At 53.8% G+C, this 23,408-nt stretch carries 23 protein-coding genes; 14 read left to right on the top strand and 9 right to left on the bottom strand.

Annotated features, from left to right (window positions below):
* Positions 1 to 34: 34 nt before the first annotated feature.
* Genes hemC through OO713_RS05790 form a run of 5 tightly spaced genes read left to right on the top strand, consistent with a single transcriptional unit; the run spans position 35 to position 4,512 of the window.
* Entirely contained in the window at positions 35 to 898 is an 864-nt protein-coding gene (gene hemC, locus OO713_RS05810; protein WP_264785213.1) for a hydroxymethylbilane synthase, read from the top strand.
* Entirely contained in the window at positions 895 to 1,638 is a 744-nt protein-coding gene (locus OO713_RS05805) for a uroporphyrinogen-III synthase (protein WP_264785212.1), read from the top strand. Before hemC ends, OO713_RS05805 begins: the two co-directional genes overlap by 4 nt.
* Positions 1,635 to 2,603, top strand: coding sequence for a porphobilinogen synthase (gene hemB / locus OO713_RS05800; RefSeq protein ID WP_264785210.1), 969 nt, complete (start codon positions 1,635 to 1,637; stop codon positions 2,601 to 2,603). The genes OO713_RS05805 and hemB overlap by 4 nt, the downstream gene beginning before the upstream one ends.
* Positions 2,604 to 2,605: 2 nt before the next feature.
* A complete protein-coding gene (gene hemL / locus OO713_RS05795) occupies positions 2,606 to 3,913 on the top strand; it encodes a glutamate-1-semialdehyde 2,1-aminomutase (RefSeq protein ID WP_264785209.1) in 1,308 nt (435 codons plus the stop codon).
* Positions 3,914 to 3,945: 32 nt separating this feature from the next.
* On the top strand, positions 3,946 to 4,512 hold the full coding sequence (locus OO713_RS05790; protein WP_264785208.1) for a TetR/AcrR family transcriptional regulator: 567 nt from the start codon (positions 3,946 to 3,948) through the stop codon (positions 4,510 to 4,512).
* On the opposite strand, the gene abc-f is transcribed toward OO713_RS05790, so the two are convergent.
* Entirely contained in the window at positions 4,505 to 6,103 is a 1,599-nt protein-coding gene (gene abc-f / locus OO713_RS05785; RefSeq protein WP_264785207.1) for a ribosomal protection-like ABC-F family protein, read from the bottom strand. The genes OO713_RS05790 and abc-f overlap by 8 nt on opposite strands.
* 52 nt (positions 6,104 to 6,155) lie before the next feature.
* Here abc-f and OO713_RS05780 point away from each other — a divergent pair, with 52 nt between their 5' ends.
* From OO713_RS05780 to OO713_RS05750, 7 genes are all read left to right on the top strand, one after another.
* Positions 6,156 to 6,626, top strand: coding sequence for a DUF3817 domain-containing protein (locus OO713_RS05780; protein ID WP_264785206.1), 471 nt, complete (start codon positions 6,156 to 6,158; stop codon positions 6,624 to 6,626).
* A complete protein-coding gene (locus OO713_RS05775) occupies positions 6,627 to 7,076 on the top strand; it encodes a DUF1801 domain-containing protein (RefSeq protein ID WP_264785205.1) in 450 nt (149 codons plus the stop codon).
* A 148-nt stretch (positions 7,077 to 7,224) separates the two neighbouring features.
* Positions 7,225 to 8,631 (top strand): aminotransferase class III-fold pyridoxal phosphate-dependent enzyme, encoded by a 1,407-nt coding sequence (locus OO713_RS05770; protein ID WP_264785204.1) that lies wholly within the window; start codon positions 7,225 to 7,227, stop codon positions 8,629 to 8,631.
* Positions 8,609 to 9,121, top strand: a complete 513-nt coding sequence (locus OO713_RS05765) for a hypothetical protein (protein ID WP_264785203.1) — start codon at positions 8,609 to 8,611, stop codon at positions 9,119 to 9,121. Before OO713_RS05770 ends, OO713_RS05765 begins: the two co-directional genes overlap by 23 nt.
* A gap of 19 nt (positions 9,122 to 9,140) precedes the next feature.
* Complete coding sequence (hrpA, locus tag OO713_RS05760; protein ID WP_264785201.1) at positions 9,141 to 12,923, top strand: ATP-dependent RNA helicase HrpA; 3,783 nt, start codon at positions 9,141 to 9,143, stop codon at positions 12,921 to 12,923.
* 71 nt (positions 12,924 to 12,994) lie between these two features.
* Positions 12,995 to 15,154 (top strand): catalase/peroxidase HPI, encoded by a 2,160-nt coding sequence (katG, locus tag OO713_RS05755; RefSeq protein ID WP_264785199.1) that lies wholly within the window; start codon positions 12,995 to 12,997, stop codon positions 15,152 to 15,154.
* Between the two features lie 91 nt (positions 15,155 to 15,245).
* The gene (locus OO713_RS05750) at positions 15,246 to 15,611 is read left to right on the top strand and encodes a hypothetical protein (RefSeq protein ID WP_264785198.1); all 366 of its coding nucleotides are present in this window, start codon (positions 15,246 to 15,248) and stop codon (positions 15,609 to 15,611) included.
* Here OO713_RS05750 and OO713_RS05745 read toward each other — a convergent pair.
* The 6 genes from OO713_RS05745 to OO713_RS05720 all read right to left on the bottom strand — a co-directional run bounded on the left by OO713_RS05745 (position 15,589) and on the right by OO713_RS05720 (position 18,807).
* On the bottom strand, positions 15,589 to 16,008 hold the full coding sequence (locus OO713_RS05745) for an OsmC family protein (protein ID WP_264785196.1): 420 nt from the start codon (positions 16,006 to 16,008) through the stop codon (positions 15,589 to 15,591). The two genes, OO713_RS05750 and OO713_RS05745, sit on opposite strands and share 23 nt — an antisense overlap.
* A 4-nt stretch (positions 16,009 to 16,012) precedes the next feature.
* Positions 16,013 to 16,363 (bottom strand): DUF4870 domain-containing protein, encoded by a 351-nt coding sequence (locus tag OO713_RS05740; protein ID WP_264785195.1) that lies wholly within the window; start codon positions 16,361 to 16,363, stop codon positions 16,013 to 16,015.
* A gap of 13 nt (positions 16,364 to 16,376) precedes the next feature.
* Complete coding sequence (locus tag OO713_RS05735) at positions 16,377 to 16,952, bottom strand: LysE family translocator (protein ID WP_264785194.1); 576 nt, start codon at positions 16,950 to 16,952, stop codon at positions 16,377 to 16,379.
* 44 nt (positions 16,953 to 16,996) lie between these two features.
* Complete coding sequence (locus OO713_RS05730; protein ID WP_264785193.1) at positions 16,997 to 17,401, bottom strand: VOC family protein; 405 nt, start codon at positions 17,399 to 17,401, stop codon at positions 16,997 to 16,999.
* A 4-nt stretch (positions 17,402 to 17,405) separates the two neighbouring features.
* Positions 17,406 to 18,572, bottom strand: coding sequence for an excalibur calcium-binding domain-containing protein (locus OO713_RS05725; RefSeq protein ID WP_264785192.1), 1,167 nt, complete (start codon positions 18,570 to 18,572; stop codon positions 17,406 to 17,408).
* A gap of 73 nt (positions 18,573 to 18,645) precedes the next feature.
* Positions 18,646 to 18,807 carry a hypothetical protein gene (locus OO713_RS05720; RefSeq protein ID WP_264785191.1) on the bottom strand — a complete coding sequence of 54 codons (162 nt, stop codon included), beginning with the start codon at positions 18,805 to 18,807 and terminating at the stop codon, positions 18,646 to 18,648.
* A gap of 378 nt (positions 18,808 to 19,185) precedes the next feature.
* Between OO713_RS05720 and OO713_RS05715 the strand changes: the two genes are divergently transcribed.
* Both OO713_RS05715 and OO713_RS05710 read left to right on the top strand, forming a co-directional pair.
* A complete protein-coding gene (locus OO713_RS05715; protein ID WP_264785190.1) occupies positions 19,186 to 20,697 on the top strand; it encodes a hypothetical protein in 1,512 nt (503 codons plus the stop codon).
* A gap of 145 nt (positions 20,698 to 20,842) precedes the next feature.
* Positions 20,843 to 21,100, top strand: coding sequence for a PGPGW domain-containing protein (locus OO713_RS05710; protein ID WP_264785189.1), 258 nt, complete (start codon positions 20,843 to 20,845; stop codon positions 21,098 to 21,100).
* A gap of 5 nt (positions 21,101 to 21,105) precedes the next feature.
* Here the strand turns inward: OO713_RS05710 and OO713_RS05705 are convergent, their stop codons facing one another.
* Both OO713_RS05705 and OO713_RS05700 read right to left on the bottom strand, forming a co-directional pair.
* Positions 21,106 to 22,806 (bottom strand): AarF/UbiB family protein, encoded by a 1,701-nt coding sequence (locus OO713_RS05705; RefSeq protein ID WP_264785188.1) that lies wholly within the window; start codon positions 22,804 to 22,806, stop codon positions 21,106 to 21,108.
* Positions 22,799 to 23,395 (bottom strand): helix-turn-helix transcriptional regulator, encoded by a 597-nt coding sequence (locus OO713_RS05700; protein WP_264785187.1) that lies wholly within the window; start codon positions 23,393 to 23,395, stop codon positions 22,799 to 22,801. Before OO713_RS05700 ends, OO713_RS05705 begins: the two co-directional genes overlap by 8 nt.
* Between the last annotated feature and the right edge of the window lie 13 nt (positions 23,396 to 23,408).

Below are 23,408 nucleotides of genomic sequence, written 5' to 3'. Positions count from 1 at the left end.
GAGCCTATTGGCCACCACCCAGACCCGTTGGTTTGTGAGCAAGCTTTTGGAGGTGGCACCGCAGCTTTCGGTCACCGAGGTCCTAATCAAGACCGAGGGTGATACCACTTCCACGCCGCTGAGTGAATCGAAAACTCCGGGAGTCTTTGTCTCTGCCCTTCGTGATGCGCTCCTGGCTCACGAGGTGGACTTTGTGGTGCACTCCATGAAAGACCTGCCGGCCAAGCCTCATCCCCAGATTCTCACCGCCTGCGTGCCAGAGCGCGAGGATGTTCGAGATGCGCTGGTTTCTAGCGGCAACCGCACGCTCGCTGAGCTGCCGCCGGGAGCCAGGGTCGGAACCTCTTCTCCGAGACGAGCTGCCAGCATTCGAAAAATGCGTCCGGATTTAGTGGTGGATTCAATCCGGGGCAATGTGGATTCCCGAATCCAAAAGGTCCACTCGGGTGAGTATGAGGCAACCCTTTTGGCACTGGCGGGCTTACGGAGAATCGGTCGCGAAGCTGAGGCATGCCAGCTTTTCGACCCCTTTGAATTGGTGCCAGCCCCCGGACAGGGCGCTCTTTCGATCGAGTGCCGGGCCGAGGACAAGGAATTGATTGCACTGCTCGCTGCGCTGGATCACCCCCACACTCGAATCACCACCACCGCTGAGCGTGCGGTTTTGGTTGGGCTGGATGCTGGCTGCGCGACGGCCATCGGTGCTCATGCCAACTGGAATGACGCCGGGCTCTCGTTGCGAGTGGAGCTCTCGGTCGAGCAAACCGGAGAGAGCCTGACCCTCGACGCTGATTACAAATCCGCAGCTGCCACGCCCGAGGCCGCGGAACAGCTCGGGCTCAGTCTTGCCGAAAGGTTGTTGGCGGCCGATATCGCAACACGGGCGGCCTTTCGATGAAAGTCTTACTCATCAGGCCCAATCGCAACGAGGTGGATGCCGCCGAGCTTGAAAAGCTGGGCTTTGAAGTTGAGGTGGACCCTTACCTCGAGATAGCTTCGGCGCCCAATCAAGCGGGAGCCAAAAGGTTGCTTGAGACCTTGAGGTCACCGGGTGAGCGCTGGCTGGTCGTGACATCGACAAATGCCTTGGATTTTTGGGGCCGGCTGTTGGCGCCGGGGGAGCTCGAGTCAGCGATTGCGACCCCGGGTCTGCGCTTTGCGGCCATCGGGTCGCAAACCAAAAAGCAGCTCGAGGAACTCGGTGCCAAGGCGGTCATGGTGCCAGGCCGCGCCGATGGTGCTTCCCTGGCGCAACTGCTGGCCATGGAGCCCGTCGCGCGCGTTGTGATACCAAGCGGTTCCATCGCGATGCGGGATATTCCAGACACGCTCTTGACTCATGGCTTTGAGGTAATCTCCGAGGTGGTCTACGCCACCGAGCAAAAAACCACCACCCCGAGCTCTGTCGCAGCAATTGCCCGGGGTGAATTTTGTGCGGTCTTGCTTCGCTCACCAAGCGCAGTACGGGCATTTCTGAGCTTCAACCCAAAGCCGAATTTGGTGCTCTGCTGCGCGGGCAAAACCACCGCTGCTGAATTGGAAAAGTTTGGGCTGAGTGCCGATTTGGTTTCTCAAAGCCCGGACCCTGATGTGGTTGCCGAAGCAGTTTTTGACTACTTTCGAGTGAGGAATTCATGATTCACAGACCCAGAAGACTTCGCGCCACTGCCGCGATTCGTGAGTTGGTGGCGGAGGTTTCGCTCACCCCGGCGAATTTGATGCAGCCAATATTTGTGCGAGAGGGGTTGTCTGCCCCGAGAGAGATTATGGGCATGCCGGGGGTGCTGCAGCACACCGAAACTAGTTTCCTCACAGAGCTCGATCGAGCCCTTTCTGCCGGGGTGGTGTCGGTGATGCTTTTTGCGATCCCCGAATCTCGAGACCCGGAAGGCAGTGCGGCGCTGGATCCCAACGGAATCCTTAACCGGGCGGTTCGGGCGGCTAGGGCCCACGTCTCAGACCACCTGGTGATAGTCGCGGATTTATGCCTTGATGAGTTCACCTCTCACGGCCACTGCGGGGTGCTAGGTGCAAGCGGAGCGGTGGATAACGATGGCACCCTCGAGGCTTATGGGTTGATGGCTCTGGAGCTGGCCCGGGCTGGAGCGGACTTGCTCGGAGCCAGCGGCATGATGGACGGTCAAGTTGGTCACGTGAGAAAGGTGCTGGATCAAAACGGTTTCGATGGCACCGGAATCCTGGCCTACGCTGCGAAATACGCCTCGACTTTTTATGGCCCATTCCGCAATGCGGTGGAGTCAGAACTCACGGGCAATCGCAAGACCTATCAGCAGGATTATCGCAATCGCACCGAATCGATTCGGGGGATTTCCCTTGATTTAGAGCAGGGCGCGGATATCGTGATGGTGAAGCCGGCGCTTTGCTACCTCGACATCGTGTCCGCCGCCGCTGGGATCAGCTCGGTCCCGGTTGCGGCATATCTGGTCTCCGGCGAGTTGGCGATGATCGAGTCGGCCGCGGCCAATGGATTTATCGATCGCGATGGGGCTATTTGGGAGGCGCTCTATTCGGTCCGGCGAGCCGGCGCCCAAATTATTTGCACCTACTGGGCAATCGAGTTCGCTCAGAAGTTGAAGGGATAGTCGTGGATATTTCCGGTTCTATTGCGTGGCATGAGCGAGCGCAGCAGTCAATCCCCGGGGGTGTGAGTTCACCGGTTCGCGCCTTCCGTGCCGTGGGTGGCACCCCCCGCTACTTTGTTCGCGGCACCGGCAGCAAGGTGTTTGACATCGATGGCAATGAATATGTTGATTTGGTGGGTTCCTGGGGGCCGATGATTTTGGGTCACGCGCACCCGCATGTGATCGAACAGGTGCAGCGCACGATGCGGGACTCATTTTCATTTGGCGCCCCTGGCCCCAACGAAGTGTTGCTCGCCGAGGAAATACTGCGTCGGGTTCCGGCCTGTGATCGGGTGAGGTTCGTATCCTCGGGCACCGAGGCCGTGATGACCGCGGTGCGATTGGCCAGGGCGGCCACCGGGCGAGATCTGATCGTGAAATTCGCTGGTTGCTATCACGGCCACACCGATGCCCTATTGGTGCAGGCGGGCTCAGGGGTCGCAACGCTGGGGCTTCCCAATTCCCCGGGGGTGACCAAGGGTCAAACACAGGACACTGTGGTTTTGGAATACAACGATGAAGCTGGGGTTAGAGAGCTGTTCGCCCAGCGCGGCAGTGAAATCGCCGCGGTTCTCACCGAGGCGGCAGCAGCGAACATGGGGGCCGTGCCGCCAGCTGCGGGGTTTAATCGTTTGCTCTCCGAGCTAACTCAAGCCCACGGCGCGCTCTTAGTGCTCGATGAAGTGATGACCGGGTTTCGAATTTCCCGAGCTGGCTGGTGGGGTAAGTACGGAACCCAAGAGAACTGGCAGGCTGACCTCTACACCTACGGCAAGGTGATCGGCGGGGGATTCCCGCTGGCCGCAGTTGCCGGCAGCGCTCGAATTATGGATCAGTTGGCCCCTGCTGGATCGGTCTATCAGGCCGGCACACTGTCGGGAAATCCAGTGGCGGCTGCGAGCGGACTGGCCACCCTGGAAATGTGTGATGCCGAGCTTTACCAGACCCTGGATCTAAGGGCCGCGCAGATTGGTAGCGGCATTAGTGCGGCGCTGAGCCAGGCCGGAGTGGCTCACTCCTTCCAAACCGCGGGGAATCTGTTCTCCTTCTTTTTCACTCCGAATCCAGTTTCGAACTACGTCCAGGCACAGCGGCAAAACACAAAACAGTTCAGCGTGTTTTTCAACTCGCTGCTAAGCCAAGGCGTTTCGGTGCCACCCTCGGCCTATGAAGCGTGGTTTGTTTCCGGGGCCATCACCGATTCCGATGTCGAGCGAGTGCTTGCGGCCAGCGTGGTTGCCGCCGAGGCAGTTATTGCAGCTGGGGAATAGCAAATTGGCGCTGGGCGCTTAAGATATTCACAATGAATCCCGAAATCCTTGACGCGCGCCAATCGGCAATTCTTGCTGCCGCGCACAAGCTGATTTCTCAAGGTGGTCAGGACGCGGTCTCCATGGCCGCGCTCGCCAAGCTCACCGGCCTCTCAAGACCTGCCATCTATCAGTACTTCGCTTCCAAAGAGCACGTGCTGGGCGAGCTGATGATCAACGACATGGCGGATTTGAGTAACGAACTTGACCGCTTGGTGGCAGGGGTTGCGGAACCGCTTGAGCAGGTTCGAATTTGGGTGCACTACTCCTTGGCTCACATGTCCAGCGCCGAACACCGCGTCATCCGTGAAATTTCTATTGAGAATCTCCCTGAGGACCAGCGTGGGATGCTGCGCGCCATGCACGGCTATTTCATGCTCAGCCTGCACAGCCCACTTCGTGAGCTGGGCATCGAAGACCCCAGCCCAATCAGTGGTTTGGTGTTGGGTTCGGTTGCGGCGGCTGCCAAGCGAATTGATGCCGGGGCAGATTTTGTGATCGAGGCCAGTGCGCTTGAGAAGTTCGTAATCGCGGGCCTTGAGGCAGCGCTAACTAACTGAGCGAAATCAGATCTGCGTATTCCTGGTTCCACAGGTCCTCAACACCATCTGGGAGAATCAATACTCGCTCCGGGTTTAGTGCCTCAACCGCACCCACATCGTGGCTTACCAAAACCACTGCACCCTGGAATGATGCCAGTGCTTTCAGGATCTCTTCGCGCGATGCTGGGTCGAGGTTATTGGTCGGTTCATCGAGCAGCAATACGTTCGCGCTCGAGACCACTAGGGCTGCAAGTGCCAACCTGGTCTTCTCCCCACCTGATAGCACCCCGGCTGGCTTGTCGACATCATCACCGGTAAAAAGGAATGAGCCCAAAACTTTGCGAGCATCGGTTTCATTCAAATTGGGTGCCGCGAACATCATGTTCTGAAGCACACTTTTTTGGTGATCGAGAGTTTCATGCTCCTGAGCAAAGTAGCCAATCTTCAGGCCGTGCCCTGGTTCTAGCTTTCCGGTGTCAGGTTGGTCAACGCCAGCCAGGATCTTCAAAAGCGTGGTTTTACCGGCACCATTCAGACCAATGACCACAACCTTGCTACCGCGGTCAATCGCGAGATCGACCGCGGTGAAGATCTCCAAAGACCCATAGCTCTTAGAGAGATTGCTGGCCATGAGTGGAGTTTTGCCGCATGGTGCAGGGTCTGGGAACTTGATCTTGGCAACGCGGTCTTGCGCCCTGACCTCTTCTAATGAACCAAGCAGCTTCTCTGCTCTTCGCACCATCTGCTGGGCCGCTGCTGCCTTAGTCGCCTTGGCACCAAACTTGGCTGCCTGCAACTGCAGCGCTACCGCTTTGCGCTCTGCGTTGGTCCGCTCCTTTTTGCGACGCTCTTCGTCAGCCTCGCGCTGCTTCAGATACTGCTTCCAACCCATGTTGTAGACGTCGATGACCTGTCGGTTGGCATCGAGATAAAACACGCGGTTCACTGTCTCTTCCACCAGCTCGACATCGTGAGAGATCACGATTAGCCCACCTTGATAGTTCTTCAAAAACTGCCGCAGCCAAACCACGCGGTCGGCATCAAGGTGGTTGGTCGGCTCATCCAACAGCATGGTCTGTGCGTCTGAGAACAAGATTCGTGCCAATTCGACTCGACGTCTTTGACCACCGGAAAGCGTCTTGAGTGGCTGCGAGAGGGTTTGCTCGCTGATACCAAGGTTTGATGCGATCGACGCTGCCTCGGCTTCAGCCGCATAGCCACCCGCGGTGGTGAATTCCAGCTCGGCGCGGGCATATTTCTTCATGGCCGCGTCATAGACCTTGGTGTCCATAGAGCCCATGTCCTCGGTTGCTTTTTGCATGCGCTGAATAATGTCGCCAAGCCCTCGAGCATTCAAGATTCTGGTCTTGGCAAGCTCATCGAGGTTGCCAGTTTTTGGGTCCTGGGGGAGATAGCCAATGGCTCCGCTGATTTGCAGATTGCCGGCGGTTGGCTGACCTTCGCCGGCCAAAATCTTGGTAAGGGTGGTCTTACCGGCACCGTTTCGCCCCACCAAACCAACCTTGTCGCCCTTTTGAACTCTGAAGTTAACGCCCGACATCAGGGTGCGGGCACCGATCCTGATTTCTAGATCAGAAACAGCAATCAAGTAGCACTCCGGGGTTTGGGGACTCTCAAAGCGTAGTGGCTAGGCTTTAGGCATGAACCTCACACCTAAGTCACTCTTCCGTTTGTTTGCAGTCGCTGAGGTGGTGACCTGGGCCCTTTTGCTCTCCGGTCTCGCTATTCGTGCAACCCTGGGGCTTGGCTCTGAGGTTTTCTTTGTTGTTGGAGCCGCCCACGGATTCACCTTCCTGGGCTATGCCGTTACCGCAACTTTGGTGGGAGTAAACCAACGCTGGTCGGTGGGTCGACTGATTGTTGGTATTGGCCTTGCGCTAGTGCCTTTTGCAACGGTGCCATTTGATCGTGCGGTAGATCAAAAGGGTCTTCTCGAAGGTGAATGGCGAACCACCAAGTCTGATGATCCTCGCGATCAGGGTTGGTTTGATTCGCTATTTCGTTGGTTTATCGCAAGGCCAGTGCTTCTGATACTTGTGCTGCTCGCCTTTGTAGTCTCGCTATTTAGCTTCCTACTATTCCTTGGCCCTCCAGATCAGTGGGGCAAATAGTTGGTTTCGTCTAGCGCTCAGAGTGTCGAGGACTACCTCGATGAACTAGATGCTGAGCGCAGGGTGCAACTTACGAAACTTAGAGAACTTGTGCTCGCATCGCTTCCTAGTGGATACCAGGAAGCGATGGAGTGGGGGATGATTTGCTACCAGGTTCCACTATCAATTTCTGGCCCCACCTATAACCAAAAACCACTGGCGGCAGTCTCGATCGCTTCTCAAAAGAACTACATCTCTATATACCTATTGGGTATTTATGCCTCACCTGAGATGACCTCAGAGTTTCACTCAAGGTGGCAACAAAGTGGCAAAAGGTTGGACATGGGCAAGGCTTGTGTTCGATTCAAAACTCTCGATGGGGCTGATCTTGAAACCATCGCTTGGGCCTGCGGGCTATTGACCCCGACAGAGTTTTCGGCGATGTATCTGGCCGCGAGGGGAAATCGCTAAGCCTTCGGAACCAACCGAAAGGCATGTGGCAAACAACGAAATCCGTAGCTTTTTGAAAAAATCGGTTTTCTTTTTAAGCCAAAACGGTTTCAAATTCGACTAAATGCGAATTATGGGTGACAATGGGAATCCACGAAGGAGTGATTCCGTGTCTCAAGAGATGATCCCAAAACACGAACCTACCGGTTGGAGAAAAGTGCCCGCAGGGCACGCTCCACTCAACAAAGAGAAAGTAGCTGAGCTACTTGCTAAGGAGTGGGAGCGATTCAGTGCCACTACTAAGGGTTCTGGACAACACAACCAAATTTCTGCCAAGTCATTGCCGATGGGTGTGACTTCCAGCTTTCAGCACTGGGACCCATACCCAATTTCAGTGACCCGTGCCAAGGGTGCCTACGTGACCGATGTTGATGGTCGCAAGCTGCTCGATCTTTCGATGGGCTTTGGTGCGATGCTGGTTGGTCACCTGAACCCGCACGTGGTTCGCCAGGTCAAGCGCGCCCTCAATAAGACCGGCACCTTGTTTGTTACCCCATCGCCTACCGCGACCTCGGGTGCCGAGAAAATGAAGCGACGCTTTGGTTTGGACATGGTGCGCTTTACCAACTCCGGTACTGAGTCGACGATGTATGTCATCCGAATCGCTAGAGCGGTGACGGGCAAAAAGGGTGTAATCAAGATCGAGGGTGGTTACCACGGTGGTTATGACCCATTGCAGGTTTCGGTAAAGCCATCGCTGGACAAGATCGGTCCAGCCGATAACCCAACTCCTTACATCCCAGCTGAGGTCGAGGCCGGCGAGATTCACGTTGTTCCCTACAACGACCTTGCTGCCTTAGAGCGCAAGCTGGAGCAGACGGCCTCTTCGGTTGCCTGTTTGATGCTGGAGCCGGTTATCGAGAACCTGTCGATCATCCTGCCCGACGAGGGTTACCTAAAGGGTGTTCGTGAATTGTGCGACAAGTACGGCGTCGCACTGATCTTTGACGAGGTCAAGACTGGTCTGACTGCCGGAGTTGCCGGTGCTGCAAAGAAGATTGGCGTTGAGCCCGATTTGATCTCATTGGCCAAAAGCATCGGTGGCGGCTTGCCGGTTGCAGCTTTTGGTGGCAAGCAGAAGTACATGGACGCAGTGGTGGATGGCCGCATGGCTCACTACGGCACCTACAACGGAAACCCATTGGTGATGGCCGCCTGGGATGCAGTTGATGAGATTGCTACCGATGAGGCTCTCGATCGCGCGGAGGCTATCAACTTCTACACCCTGGAAAAGCTCGACGAGATAATCAACGAGTACCAGCTACCTGCCCACACCGTTGGCTTTGGTGTCAAGGGTGCAATGATCTGGTCTCCGAGCGCGGTGCGTAACTACCGTGATTTCAAGCAGACTGACTTTGAGGTTGCAGAGCTTAGTTGGCTGTGGGGCATCAACCGCGGCATCATCACCCCTCCGGGTCTTGATGAGCAGTGGCTAGTCTCCTTCGCCCACACTCGCAAGGACATGGACAAACTGATCGAATCCACCAGGGAGCTTGCCAAAGCGCTTCGCAGCTAGCGGGCAGATTTTTGTAGCCACTGGGGTTGTCCTCTTTATGGACAATCTCAGGGCTACGCTTCAGAAAATAGACACGCTGGTCATCTCATTCATGGATCGAGTGGGACTGGTGTTCCTCAGGTTTGCGATCGGTGTCATTTTCATTTGGTTCGGAGCCCTCAAGACTGTGGGCGAGCTCAGTCCCGCCTATGACCTAGTTGCTGCAACGGTGTATTGGCTCACGCCGGAAATCATCGTCCCGCTGCTGGGACTGTGGGAAATTGCGATTGGCTTGGCATTTCTATTCACACCTCTGACTCGAGTGGCGATCTTTTTGCTAGCTCTGCAGATGCCTGGAACCTTTTTGCCGCTGGTGCTTCTACCAGAGGTCTGTTTCACAATCTTCCCTGTGGCGCTGACAATTGAGGGTCAGTACATCGTGAAGAACCTGGTGATCATTGGATCTGCACTGGTGATTGGTTCTCGAATCCAAGCTTTGAAAAAGCCCTGACCTCTAGCATTAGAGGGTTATGTCAGTGCCGAAAATCAATTACCCGGAAGACCTTCCGGTATCTGGGCGTAGGCAGGACATCCTCGAGGCGATCAAGGCTCACCAAGTTGTGGTGATTGCGGGAGCTACCGGATCAGGTAAAACCACTCAGCTTCCAAAAATGTGCCTCGAACTTGGGCGCAAGAAGATTGCCCACACCCAGCCAAGGCGTATTGCGGCCCGTTCGGTGGCTGAGCGTATAGCTGAGGAGCTTGGCGTATCCCTCGGTGAGCTAGTTGGTTACCAGGTTCGTTTCACCGACAAAGCATCGGACAAGACTCAAGTCAAGGTGATGACTGATGGCATTCTGCTAAACGCCATCCAGCAAGATCCGCTTCTAAAGCGCTACGACACGATCATCATCGATGAGGCTCACGAGCGAAGCTTAAACATAGACTTTTTGCTCGGCTATTTGAAGCAGCTGCTACCGAAACGACCAGATCTAAAACTGATCATCACCTCGGCAACGATTGACCCGGAAAGTTTTTCCCGTCATTTTTCTGGAGCCCCAATTATTGAGGTCTCGGGCCGAACCTATCCGATTGAGATTCGATACCGGCCGGTTGCTAGAGACAACGCTGAGGAAGATGTTGACAGCTCAAGCTCCGCGAGCGATTACCTCGACGGACTGATCTCTGCACTCGATGAGTTGGCAACCGAGCCAGAGGGCGACACCCTGGTGTTTCTCTCTGGTGAATCAGAGATCAAAGATGCGATGGACGCCATCTTGGGTCGAATTGTCTCGGGGGCAATTTCGCAAAAGACCGAGGTGCTGCCGCTTTATGGCAGGCTCTCCGCCAGCGAGCAGCACAAAGTATTCGAGACCTCGTCAAAGCCAGGTGTCAGAAGAAGAATCATCTTGGCCACCAACGTGGCAGAAACCTCTTTGACCATCCCGAACATCAAATACGTCATCGATGCGGGCACAGCTCGCATTTCGCGCTATAGCCCAAGAGCCAAAGTGCAGCGGCTGCCAATCGAAGCCATTTCCCAGGCGAGTGCGAATCAAAGAGCGGGTCGTGCCGGTAGAACATCTCCGGGTGTTGTGATTCGGCTCTACTCCGAGGAGGACTACAACTCTCGAAGTGAATTCACCGACCCCGAGATCCTGCGCACCAATCTTGCCTCGGTGATTCTGCAGGCCGCAGCGCTCGGCATCACCAACATCGCAGAGTTTCCGTTCTTGCAAGCACCCGACGGTAGGGGAGTTAGAGACGGTCTTGGGCTGTTGGTTGAGCTTGGTGCGATAGAAAACCCCAAAGAGGTAGTGCTCACCGAGGTGGGTAAGAAGCTAGCGAGATTGCCCATCGAACCCAGGTTTGCTCGCATGCTGCTCGAGGCTCAAAAGAAGAACCTTGTGCGTGAGGTGATGGCGATTGTTGCAGGCCTCACCATTCAAGATCCGAGAGAACGACCAGCCGAGAAGCGAGTGCAGGCAGATACTCTTCACGCTCGCTTCCAAGATCAAACCTCAGACTTTTTATCACTGCTAAATCTCTACAACTACATCGAGGATCAGCAGCAAAAGCTCTCCTCCTCGGGATTTAGAAGACTCTGCAAGGCCGAGTACCTCAACTATTTGCGGGTGCGAGAGTGGCAAGACCTGATGCGTCAGCTTCAATCCTTGGCAAAACCTTTGGGTATGGAGCTAAGGGGCAGAAGAAAAGATCCCGACGGTATTCACCAATGTCTGCTTGCTGGACTGCTGTCTCAAATTGGCATCAAGCAGGAGCAAAAACCAATCTGGCAAAACGGCAAAGCTAAACCCAATAAGGGGCCTGCGGAATACGCCGGGTCGGGTGGCAAGAAGTTCTACATTTTCCCTGGATCGGCGCTCGCCAAGAAGCCACCGCAGGCAATCATCTCGGCTGAGCTGGTTGAAACCAGCAGGCTATTTGCCCGAATGAACGCCGAGATCAAACCCGAGTGGGCTGAGGAGTTGGCAGGAGATCTTTGCAAACGAAGTTTTTCCGAGCCGCACTGGGAGAAGAAACTTGGTTCGGTTGTCGCTAACGAACGGGTGATGCTCTATGGCATTGCCATAGTTGAAAACCGCAAGCTGCAGTATTCAAGAATCGACGAGATGGTGGCGCGCGAGTTGTTCATCAGGCACGCCCTTGTCTATGGCGAATGGGATTCATCGCAGCAGTTTGAAAAGCGCAACAAGGTCTTCTTGGAGGAGCTCGCTGAGCGAGCAGAGAGATCTCGAAAACCAGAGTTGGTGCCATCGGAGAACGAACTCTTTAGGTTTTTCAATAACCGCATTCCACTCGACGTCTTCTCAACTAGAAGCTTTGAGGGTTGGTGGCGCAAGGCCAAGCTGGAAAGGCCAGACCTACTGGATCTAAGCGTTGAGAAGCTCTACGAGAACGAGGTCGAGGAGCCAACCGAGTTCGATTTACCAAAGTCTTTCCCCTATGAGGGCCAGCAGTTTGAGCTGAACTACAAATTCGACCCTGGGGCCATCGATGACGGTGTGACGGTGGACGTTCCGCTTGCCGTCCTGGCAAGACTAACCGCCGACCCATTTGAATGGTTGGTTCCTGGCATGCGCCAGGAGCTGGTGACGGAGCTGATTAGATCGCTACCAAAACAGCTTCGAAAGTTCGTGGTGCCCGCCAACGATTGGGCTCGAAAAGTACTTGAGGTTTTGCCCGAGGTTCCAAATGGCCAGCTCCTTGAGCTCTTGGCAAAGACCTTGCGAGAGCTGAGCTCAGTTCCAATCCAAGCAACGGACTTCGATCTCGAAAAGCTTCCGACTTCGCTTCGAATGACCTATCGCGTGGTGGATGCCAAGGGTAAGCAGCTTGGGTTGGGAACAGATCTCGCTGCTCTCAAAAAGCAATTTCAGGACAGGGCCCGTGGTGAAGTGGCCAGCTTGGTTCAGGGCAAGAATCAGCTCGAGCGGGTGGTAAGCGAATGGGACTTTGATGAGCTACCTGTCGCCATCGAGTCTCAGCATGCCGGCTCAAACCTCAAGGCTTTTCCAACCCTATTGATGTCACCAACCGGTGTTGAAATAAAACTCTTTGCAACCGAGAGTGAGCGAAGAAAACACCACGTCTACGGTGTCATCGAACTCATCAGAAGAGCAATTCCAAACCCTGCCGACTACGTCAAAGATCACCTCAAGCCTCAAGAAAAGCTCGCCCTCTCTGCCCTTGGCTATCAAAGCGTGAAGGATTATCTGGCCGACCTGCTTGGGGCTTTTGCAGAGCAAGAACTGAGAAAGATCGAGCCAGCAGGCCTTATCTTCAAAAGGGCGCAGTTCGAGGCTGTCCGTGACACGGTTCAACGCGAGCTAATTGAAAAGGCCTTTGAGCTGGTGCCAACCATGGAGAAGATCGCCACCGCCGCCGCGAGCGCTCAAAAGGAAATTTCGGCGATCAAAAACTTCGAGTTCTTATCAGTCCTAAATCAAGAGAAAGAGCACATCGCTCAGCTCACCCCGAAGAACCTAGTTTTTGCAACTTCATTGCAGCGGATCAGAAGGTTGCCTACCTATTTGGAGGCCATCGCGCATCGAATCAGAAAACTACAGGAGCCCGGATCCAAAGATGCTCAGCTTTGGTATGAGGTTCGCGAGGCAATCTCGCTCTTCGAGTCCAAAGGCGGTGCTATGCCGCTTAGCCTTGGGGCAGCCCCAGAACTGGTTCAGGCCAGATGGCTAATTGAAGAATTCCGGGTCAGTCAATTCGCTCAATCTTTAGGAACCGCCGAGCCCGTCTCTCTAAAACGAATTCAGAAGGCAATGTCGCTGTAGTTCCCTGCTCAAGGAAAGCATTTCCCCGCCTCGGTGGTTGTCATTGATAGCCAACATCTCTGGAGGAACAAATGGATTCAGGCGCAAAGTGCCCAGTGCCACACGGCAGCATCACACAGACCGGTGTATCAAACATGGATTGGTGGCCAAATGCCCTCAATCTCGACATTCTGCACCAGCACGATCGCAAGTCCAATCCGCTCGGAGACTTTGATTACCGCGAAGAGGTAAAGAAGCTTGACTTCGATGCCGTAAAGCGCGATGTTCACGCACTGATGACCGACTCCCAAGATTGGTGGCCGGCAGACTGGGGTCACTACGGCGGATTGATGATTCGCATGGCCTGGCACTCAGCTGGTTCCTACCGAATCGCAGATGGTCGCGGTGGCGGCTCAACCGGTAACCAGAGATTTGCACCACTGAACTCATGGCCAGATAACGTCAACCTAGACAAGGCAAGAAGACTGCTTTGGCCAATCAAAAAGAAGTATGGCAACAAGCTCTCCTGGGCGGACTTGATGATCCTGGCTGGAACCGTTGCCTATGAGTCCATGGGGCTGAAAACCTTTGGTTTTGCATTTGGTCGAGAGGACATTTGGCACCCAGAGAAGGACATCTACTGGGGCGCCGAGAAGGAGTTTTTGGCTCCAGCAGAGAACCGCTACGAAAACCTTGAGGATCCAAACTCCCTTGAGAACCCATTGGCTGCAACACACATGGGTTTGATCTACGTCAATCCAGAGGGCGTCAACGGCAAGCCTGACCCGCTAAAGACTGCTCAAATGATTCGAGTCACTTTTGCTCGCATGGCCATGAATGACGAAGAGACCGTGGCGCTAACCGCAGGAGGTCACACCGTCGGCAAGATGCACGGAAATGGCTCAGCCGAGAACCTAGGTCCATCCCCAGAGGGTGCAGATATCTCCGAGGCTGGCCTTGGCTGGCAAAACCACACCACCAGAGCCATCGGTCGTGACACTGTTTCTTCGGGTATCGAGGGTGCCTGGACCACTAACCCGACCAAGTGGGACAACGGCTACTTCTACATGCTTTTCAACCACGAGTGGCAGCTAACCAAGAGCCCAGCAGGGGCTTGGCAATGGGAGCCAGTCAGCATCAAGGAGGAGGACAAGCCTCAGGATGTTGAAGACCCAACGATTCGTCACAACCCTGCTATGACCGATGCTGACATGGCCATGATCAAGGATCCGATTTATCGTGAGATCTCCGAGAAGTTCTACAAGGATCCGGAGTACTTCTCCGAGGTCTTTGCCAGGGCTTGGTTCAAACTAACTCACCGTGACATGGGTCCACGTGTTCGCTACATCGGACCTGATGCACCGAAGGAAGATCTGATTTGGCAGGACCCGATTCCTGCAGGCAACACCTCGTATGACGTCTCGGCCGCCAAGGCCAAGATTGAGGCCGCCGGTCTCAGCGTCTCGGAGCTGGTTGCAACTGCCTGGGACTCCGCCCGCACCTTCCGCCAGAGTGATCTGCGCGGTGGTGCAAATGGTGCCCGCATTCGTCTTGAGCCGCAGCGCAATTGGGAGGGCAATGAGCCGCAGCGTTTGAACAAGGTTCTTTCCGTCCTCGAGCCTATCGCCCAGGAGACTGGAGCCTCAATCGCGGACCTGATTGTCTTGGCTGGAAATCTAGGTGTTGAAATGGCAGCCAAGGCTGCAGGTTTCAATGTCGAAGTCCCGTTCACGCCAGGTCGCGGGGATGCGACCCAGGAGTGGACCGATGTCGAGTCATTTGCTCCGCTCGAGCCCTTGGCAGATGGCTTCAGAAACTACCTCAAGAAGGACTATGTGGTCCCAGCCGAGGAGCTACTGCTTGATCGAGCACAGCTCCTGGGTCTAACCGGACCAGAGATGACCGCACTTGTCGGTGGCATGAGAGTGATGGGCACGAACTTCGGTGGCACCAAGCACGGTGTGCTGACCGAAAATGAGGGTGCGCTTACGAACGACTTCTTCGTGAACCTCACCGACATGATTTATGTCTGGGAGCCGCGAGGCGAGAACTCATATGTGATGCGAAATCGCAAAACCGGCGAGGCCAAGTTCACGGCAACCAGGGCTGACCTAGTGTTTGGATCAAACTCCATCTTGCGTGCGTATGCCGAGGTCTATGCCCAGGATGACAATCGCGAGAAGTTCGTTCACGATTTCGTAGCCGCTTGGACCAAGGTTATGAATAACGACAGGTTCGACCAAAAGGCCTGACCTCAGAGAATCAAAGCTGCCAAGCAACTGCTTGGCAGCTTTTTCTTTTATGGGCATAGTGTTGAGGTAGAACGGACAGCTAGGAGGCTTGATGGCCAGGTCGAAGCTAATTTCAATAATTCTTTTGGCGCTGAATCTGCCCATTTTGATTGTTGGTTTGATTGACCCACTTGAAGGGGGACTGGCTTTACTACTCGCAGGAGCTGTCTTCGCAATCGCACTCTTGGTTGGTAAAACCAAACCCCCTGTCTATCTGTGGGCCAGCTTCTTGGCTGCTGTGTTGATCGGCACTCTCACGATTGTTGCCGCCCTGACAATCGGGAGGCAGGCCCCCTCTGAACCACTCAACCCAATTGTCAGAATTGGACTTTGGGTCTATCGCTTGGCTGTCGCGGGAACTCTTGTCTCAACGGTGATTTTTTGGATTGGCCTGATTAGGCAGCAGCGCGCTTCCTGATTTCTCCAGTCATAGGGATTGCAGCACTCAGCACGTTATAGATGGTGCCGTGTTTGACGAGGTTTTTAGCAATCAACCCAACTCTGTCCTCTGACTCTGGGGTTTCGATCTCAACCAGGTATTGCAATCCGGTAATTGTTGCCTGATCAGCCGGACGCTGAGCCGATAACGAGACGATGACATTCGAAAAATCGAAGTTGAGCTCTTCCGCAAAGCGCTCCACTCCTTTGATAAAGCAGGCTGCTTGGGCAGAGAGCAATAGCTCGATCGGGGTCAGAGCTTCTGAGTAGCCAGCTAACGAAGTGTCGAGTTTGACGGTGGCCCCATGGGTGGTAGCCAGCGATAGATCGCTGGAAGACCGTTCGGCACTGAGGCTGAAGTTGAGGATTTCGGACATTGTCTTAGAGCTTTATGAACTTGATTGCGATTGGGATCTTGTAGAACTCACCCTGGGCTGCCTTGATGGCCGCGATGATCCGGAATACCACCCAGACTATTGGCAACGCCCAAAGTAGCAACCAGCCCACAATTGAAATAATCAGCACAACGGCGGCCAAAACAATGGTGATGCCAAAGTTCAGAGATTCCTTGGCGTGGTGAGACACAAATGGACCGCGATCTCTGAGCACAAAATAGCCAATCAGCGGCGCAAAAAACTCAAATGGGATGGCAAGCAGGTGAAGCGCCATCGCCCACAGCTTTTCACTCTCTGGGCTCATCGGCTGGTTTGCGTATGGATTTGAGTCGGTCATGTTCTCACTCTAGCTATCGAAGCAGGATCCAGATCGCTACACCCAGCAAAAGCACAGCGATGGATCGATTCAATACCTTTGGTCCCCTCCTCTTCAATAACTCAGAGACTGGGCGAGCTAGTGCTGCATAAAAGAGAGTGACTAGCCCAAACCCAATGACCACAATCAAGCTCAGCCATCCCAGCTCTGTTGTGGCCGCAACCTGAGGCACGATGGCCAGGTAAAACGCCAGCGGTTGCGGGTTAGTGAATGCAGTTGCAAAGCCAATCCCAAAATCGGCCAAACCCGACTTGCTTGTCGCTGGGGAGTTGAGCACACTTCGACGCCAAAGTACGATCGCTCGATAGCCAAGAAATGTTGCTCCAAGTATCTTGGCTGCCAAAACAATAGAAGGATTTCCTGAGAGCAGTGCGGTCGCTCCAAAATAGGCGACCACGAGTAGAACAATCTTTGCCAACGTGATTCCTGAGCCAGCGAGCCATGCCCTGCGCTGCTCCTCGAGTGCTCTCGATAGGACCAGCATTGTGTCTGCACCTGGAGCCACGGCCGCAGTGAGAAAGGCTATGGTGAAGAGAAGGTAGTCAGACATTCATCAACCACCCTTCCCTTTCTCAGCCGCCGCCCCGTCCGGAGCTAGGCCTCTAAATGCTCGGGATTCATCCAGAACGGCTCAACGATGTGACCATCTGGATCCTCAAAACCCCAAGCCAGCATGAACCCGTGGTCATCGGGCTCTTTGTATCTTCTGGCACCTAGTTCGAATGCCTTCTCGCACGTGCTCACTACTTCTTCCTTTGATGCACAGGAGAAGGAAAGAAGAGCTGCGACAGTGGTACGAGTGTCAGCCAACTCTTTATCTACAAAACCTTTGAATCTGTCGGTCTCCAAAAACATTACGTATGCGGTCTCGGAGACGATCATGCAAAGAGTGTCCTCACTTGAGAACTGGGGGTTGAACTCAAAACCGAGTGCTTCGTAGAAAGCCTTAGTTTTAGCAGCGCTTTGGATTGGCAGATTGACAAATGTGAGTCTGGTCATTCGATTACCTAAAGATCTCGGGTTGGTCAGTAACGTAGTCGGCAACGATTTTGTAGAAGGTTTGGGTCTCAACGCCAAACGACTTCTTGAAGTAGTGCTCGAAGTCGTATGGGCCGGAGAGCGACATAGCAAAATCGGCCCAGCGCTCAACTCCAAAAGCTGCTACTAGCACCTCAGTGGCTAGATTTCCGAGGAAATAGGAACCGGCGATTGCATCGCGGGTGTGGCTGTCACCTTGCCACTCGGTTAGAAGCCGAATCACGGTCTGCTTGTCACCGGATGCAACGGCTGCCTTGTTGGCACCTAGGTTATTTGACCACAGTCGCAGTTGGGCTAAACGCTTTTCACCGGAGGCATCATCGACGTTACCGATTGTTGATCCGAAGTAGGCTGCACCACCTTCGCAGTACCAGTCGTAGAGGGCGCAGCCGCCGTGACGAACCTGGAACAGGTGGGTGTATTCATGAGGGGTCGTTTGCACCGAGCTCGGGACATTACCCAGGTTTGTACCCACACACTCGTGGAAGCTGGTGGTTCGACCATCGCCATTCGCAGCCGCACTCCCGCAGTTACCTTTTTCACCATCTGCTACGGCCTTAAGATCGGGTCGATAGTTCCAACCGGTGGCAAGTTTTTCCTCGGCCCAAGCTGCATCGTTTTCCGACCAGTAAATGATTTCGACGGCTGAAGGTTGGTACCACTTTGACCACAGTTTGTATGCGGACTCGAGGGCAGTTTTGCGTGAATTCAGTCGTGATTGATCAAGCTGTGGACCGACCACATAGCTGAAACTCACAGAACCTAATGTCCCCGCGGCAACTGTCTTCAATACATCTGCCTGGGCCAGTTTCCAAGCGTCCTTGGTTATCGCGTCTAGTCCGACTCCTGTGGTTTCAGGTTTGGGCGTGACGGCGGCCTTCACAACCTTTTCGCAAAGGATGCCGTCCTTGTCGGCGTCGAGCTTCTTGTTGGCGTTATAGATTGCCTTGTCGGCTTTGGGTTTGGCAATTGGGCCATTGCCCTTATTGGCTGACTTGGAACTCAGGGCAATGCCCGATGGGTATTTCTTGATCAAGGCATTGCAGTTGGCAAACTTGACGGGCGCTGCAAGTGCTGGGGTAGCGGTAAGTACCAGGGTGGATAAAACTACAAGCCCAAGAAGCTTTTTCATCGTTGAGTCCTAAGCGAAACGTTCCCTCACTCTATGCGCTTGGAAGCTGCTTGTCCGAACGAAAAGTGAAACGTTACTTTTCCTCGTGTTTGGCCTGATTCTGCAGCAGATGGCGAATCTTTCGAACTTCGATGAGAACCCACACCAAAGCCACCGGCGTAACGAGCGTCAGCAAGCTGCCAAGGGCAGCGAAGATGTATAGGAAGTCGTAGTTGTTTGGAAGCATTGGATTCATAAGTCCCCCTCGATTGAGTTTTCACTCTATTGGTGAAAAGCAACCAATCACTACCTGTATCAGCCAAAGTGACTTGGTTTCCGGATTCGACTCATGGGGTGCAGATTCGTCCATGGAGGGCTTAGCGGGATTCAAGAGGAAACACTGGCTTGCCAGTATCCAAAGAAAAAATGTCCGGACATTAGACTGAACAAGTTGTCATCAAATTGAGGTTAATATGCACAAGAGATACACATCATTCGGTCTAGTGGTTGCCCTTGTTGCAAGCCTCCTTACCGTGCTATCGATTCCGCTGGCTGCAAATGCTGCAGTCACTCTGCCGCCACCACTTCTTGGACTAATGCCGGTCTTCAAGAGATGGTTAGGCTGTCAGGTCGCTTGAAGACCTCCATTGACGGCCTGGGAACTATCAATGGAACTGGCAATTTGCAGGTTGAAAAGCCTGCCGGTGCGAAAGTTGTCGCAGCGTTTATGACCCTTGCCGGAACGAGTGGAACTGCAAACCTCGCGGCACCAAGTGATGTTTCTCTGAATGGCCAGGCGGTCTCTTTCAGTCACAAAGCCTCAGTCACAAGTGCTACCCAATTCGGCAATTTCTTTGCAGAAGTCACTGACATCATCAAGCCCACCATCGATGCTTCGGGTGCTGGACTTATCGACGTTGCGGTGAATGAAGGAGCCGGCCAAACCAGTTACGACGGCTCGAGCCTCATTGTTATCTTTGACGATCCAAACACTCTTTACTCATCGGTGGTTATTGCCTTTGGAGCTTCCAAGACCGCGGGAGATAGCTTCTCGTTATCCTTCCCAGCTCTAAACGCGAACGAATTGACTGGTCACCGAGTATCAGTAGGTATCGGTTACGGATATCAGGTAAGCAGCGGAATGCAGTCTTCAACGATCGATATCACTACATCGAGCCAAGTCTCATCATCGAGAATTGCAGAGTATGCCGGAAGCTTCGATGATGGTGAGGCTGCCAACGGCGCTTTGGTGACAGTCGGCGGCATCGGTGACTCGGTTACCAACCCAACAATCGGTGCACCATACTCAGACCCAGCGGATGACGAGCTTTATAACCTAGGCGCATTCTTGTCCCAAGGAGACACAGACCTAACCATCAAGACCAGGAACGCAACTGGTGATGACAACCTGTTCCAAGCCGTCTTCATTTTCAACAGAATTGCTCTCGCGGGAGCCACCACGGTGTTTGACCCTGGTGTAGGTGGAAGTCCTGTTCAGGATCGAAATGCTCCAAACACTGTGACCGACAATGACCAACCACTTCCTGCCGCGGCCACGCCAGCCCCATCGCAAACCCCATCACCTAGTTCGGGGGCTGTTTATGTTGGACCTGAAATTGAGAGCTTCAGCAATCAAGCCCTCTACCACGGTGAGACGCTACTGATCAGTGGAAAGAAGTTGGATCGCATCACCGAACTTAGCGCCAACGGCATCAAGTTGGACTTTGAAGTTCTCAAGAATGGAGACATCAAACTCTCAATTCCAGCCAACTTCCCGACCGGCGGTTATGACATTTTGGCCAAGTCGGAATATGGTCAGCTGACTCACGTTGGTGCCTTCAAGGTTTCTGCCAAGCCAACGGGTAGAGAGATCAACATGCTCTCACCAACCAAGAATGTTGCACCCTCATTCGTGAAGGCTGTAACAAAGCGCTTGTCGGCAGTTTCAGATCCATTTGACAAAGTCAAGTGCATCGTAAACACCCCGACCGCGGACCTGACCGCCAAGGTTGCTGAGAACTTCTGCCGTCAGCTACTGACTGGCAAGTTTGCTGGTGCTGAACTGGTTACCGAGCTCAGATACAACGCAGACTTCACTAAGGGCTTCTGGGTAAGAATTTTCTTGGGTTGGCAAAAGAAGGCTTAGCCTCAAGTAGCCATTAAGTCTGCGCGGATCCAAGCTTGCCTCGTTTGCTCGAGCAGGCTTGGATCCAGATTCATCTCAATTGAATCTCAGCTGTTATCCAGAAAGAATTGGTTAGGTTAGTAAAAACCAACGAAAGTGTCAGGCAGTGGAGAAGATTCAAAAGTTTCTTTCGAAACTCCCGCACCCGCTGAGGTGGGTGTTGACCATGGTGGTTGGCTTCACCCTGTTGATTCTCGGCTTGATCATGATGGTCACACCAGGACCAGGGTTACTGTTCATTTTCTTCGGCCTCTCGATTCTTGCTCTTGAGATCGAGTGGGCAAGAGAGCTTAACAAGCAGGGCATGCAGGGCCTTGAAAAGATCGTTGCAAAACTAAAGTCGATATTTCTTCGCAAAAAATAGGTTGATTACCAGCTCTTTGAGCGAATCAACACTCCCAGCAAAGCGGTACCGGAGAGCACAAAGAGTCCGGTTGAAAGCAGTTGGTTTTGCTCACCGACATATAGCCCGGCCGAGAGAGATGCGCCAAACAGCAACACAGAAGCCAGCTGCCTAATCGAGGAGTTCAATAGTCGCAATCGGCGCTCGGTCTCCGGTTGCCTTACGACAAGCTCACCGCGTTCGACCCTCAAGATCAGGTCATCTAGTTTTCTTGGTAGTTGAAGAAACAGATTCGCTTGCTTCAGAAGTTCTTTGCCCAAAGCGCTAATGGTGCTGTTTGCACCGCCCGAGAGAAGGGTTCTAGCAAAAGGATCAACCGCGTCCCACATGTTGAACTGTTTGTTGAGCTCGGTAGTCACACCAGATATGAGCGAGATAGCCCGAACGAGCAATAGGAAATTTTCGGGAAGTTGAAATGGCAGCGTTCTGACAAGCTCAGAAAATCGGATTGCAAAGTCCCTAATTTCTCTTGGGTCGGTTTGCGCGATATCTGAAACCGCCACTCCACCAAAGCGATCAAAAAGCTCCGCAACTGCTCGCTCCAACTCAACGGTGTCGGCACCCGGCAACAGCACCCCGAGTTCCCTGACTGAGTTGATCCAGGCACGCGGGTCTCGCCCCACAACGGCAAATATGAATCGCTGCAGTGATAGCCTCAGCCGGTCATCAATCTCGCCCATCATCCCGAAGTCGATGAAGGTGAGTGCGAAATCCCCTGAATCGCCTTCTTTTGGGGTGACAAAGATATTGCCTGGATGTGGGTCGGCATGAAAGAACCCGTGCGTGAAGATTTGCTCAAATGTCACCTTGGCAAGCGCTGCGGCAACCTGGTTTGGGTCGATACCTGCAGCCTCGAGAGCATTTCGGTCCGTGATCTTGATAGCGGCAACGTTACTGAGGGTTAGCACCTGTTTCGCAGTGCGTTCCCAGATCACCTCGGGGGCGAGAACATTCGGATCCGGAACAAATTGATTGGCAAAGCGCTCTAGGTTAGCTGCCTCATTTAGGTAATCAATTTCCTGATAACTGGTGGTTGCGAACTCTTCGACTAGCGCTGGGGCATCGGCTCGTTTTGACACTAGGCGAATTCTTGAAAGCCAGCCTCCGACGCGACGCAGTGCAGCCAGGTCCACCTCGACGATCTGATCGATGCCGGGTCTGAGGACCTTGACAATCACTTCATCAAAGCCAAAGTCTTCCGCGAGTTCCGGGCATAGTTTGGCCCTGTGAGCCTGACCCAGAGATGCGGCAGCAACTGGGTTTTCATCAAACTCAGCAAAAGCGACATTTAGAGCGAGTCCCAGCTCTTGCTCGATGCTCTTTCGAATCTCGCCAAGTGGCTCAGGCTCAACCTCATCCTGCAAACCACGGAGCTCACTGGTTATTACCTCGGGCAAAACATCGAGTCTGGTCGATAGAAATTGCCCGAGCTTGATCATCAGACCACCGAGGTCGGCGGCAAGAACATAGAACCTGCGTGCAAGTTTCTGAATTCGCGCGACGCGACCGCGGGTTACCAAAGTTCTCAGTCCAAATTTGGGAAGGACCAATTCAAACCACCAGGTCTGTAACAGCGCGCGTGCTGCAAAACTGAGGATTCGGCGGTAGCGCTTTTGCAGGGCGTCTTGGTTGCTGAATCGAACCATCGGCCCGGTTTGATTAGTCAATCTGTGAATCCGCCAAAATTTGCAAAATGCGAGTGCGAGCGTGCTCCAGCTCCTTGGCAGCAAGGTGCTGCTGCTCCTTGGTGCCATTGGTAGTTACGTCCAGCACAACGCTTGACAGTCGCTGCGCCGCTTTTAGCGTCCCGAGTGAGTGGTTACCGCAGTTGCATTTTGACGAGCCTGGGTGGGAGGAGATTGGTTCGAACTTCGAGGCCCGTTGCAAACCTAGTTCGGTCAACTCGTATAGTTTGCGCTCCCCATTTACCTGCTCGGCAACAAAGAGCTGCGCTACCAAATTTGCGATGGCTGCAGTTAGTTCCGATTGGTTGGGACGAATGCCGCCATTTAGCTCAGCGATCTTCTTTCTCAGGTTTACGCTCGAGAGCGCTCCATCCTTGAGAGTGGAGAGAATTTGATCCTCAAGCGTTGGTTCAGAAGAATCGGCTGCAGACTCACCAAGGTTTCGCCTGGCCGCTGCAGCGGCCTCTGCGACAGCGTTGCTAACGCTGATTATCAGATTCCTACCAATCTCAAGGTTCTCCTGAGATGACAGGTTTCGAAGCTGGTTGTTCAGATCAAACATTTTGGCCATGGTTTCCTTGGAA

Origin of the sequence: Aquiluna sp. KACHI24 (assembly GCF_025997915.1) — a bacterium.
Lineage (GTDB): Bacteria > Actinomycetota > Actinomycetes > Actinomycetales > Microbacteriaceae > Aquiluna.
The sequence above is the reverse complement of the archived record's forward strand: the minus strand, read 5'-3'. Positions and strand labels throughout refer to the sequence as shown.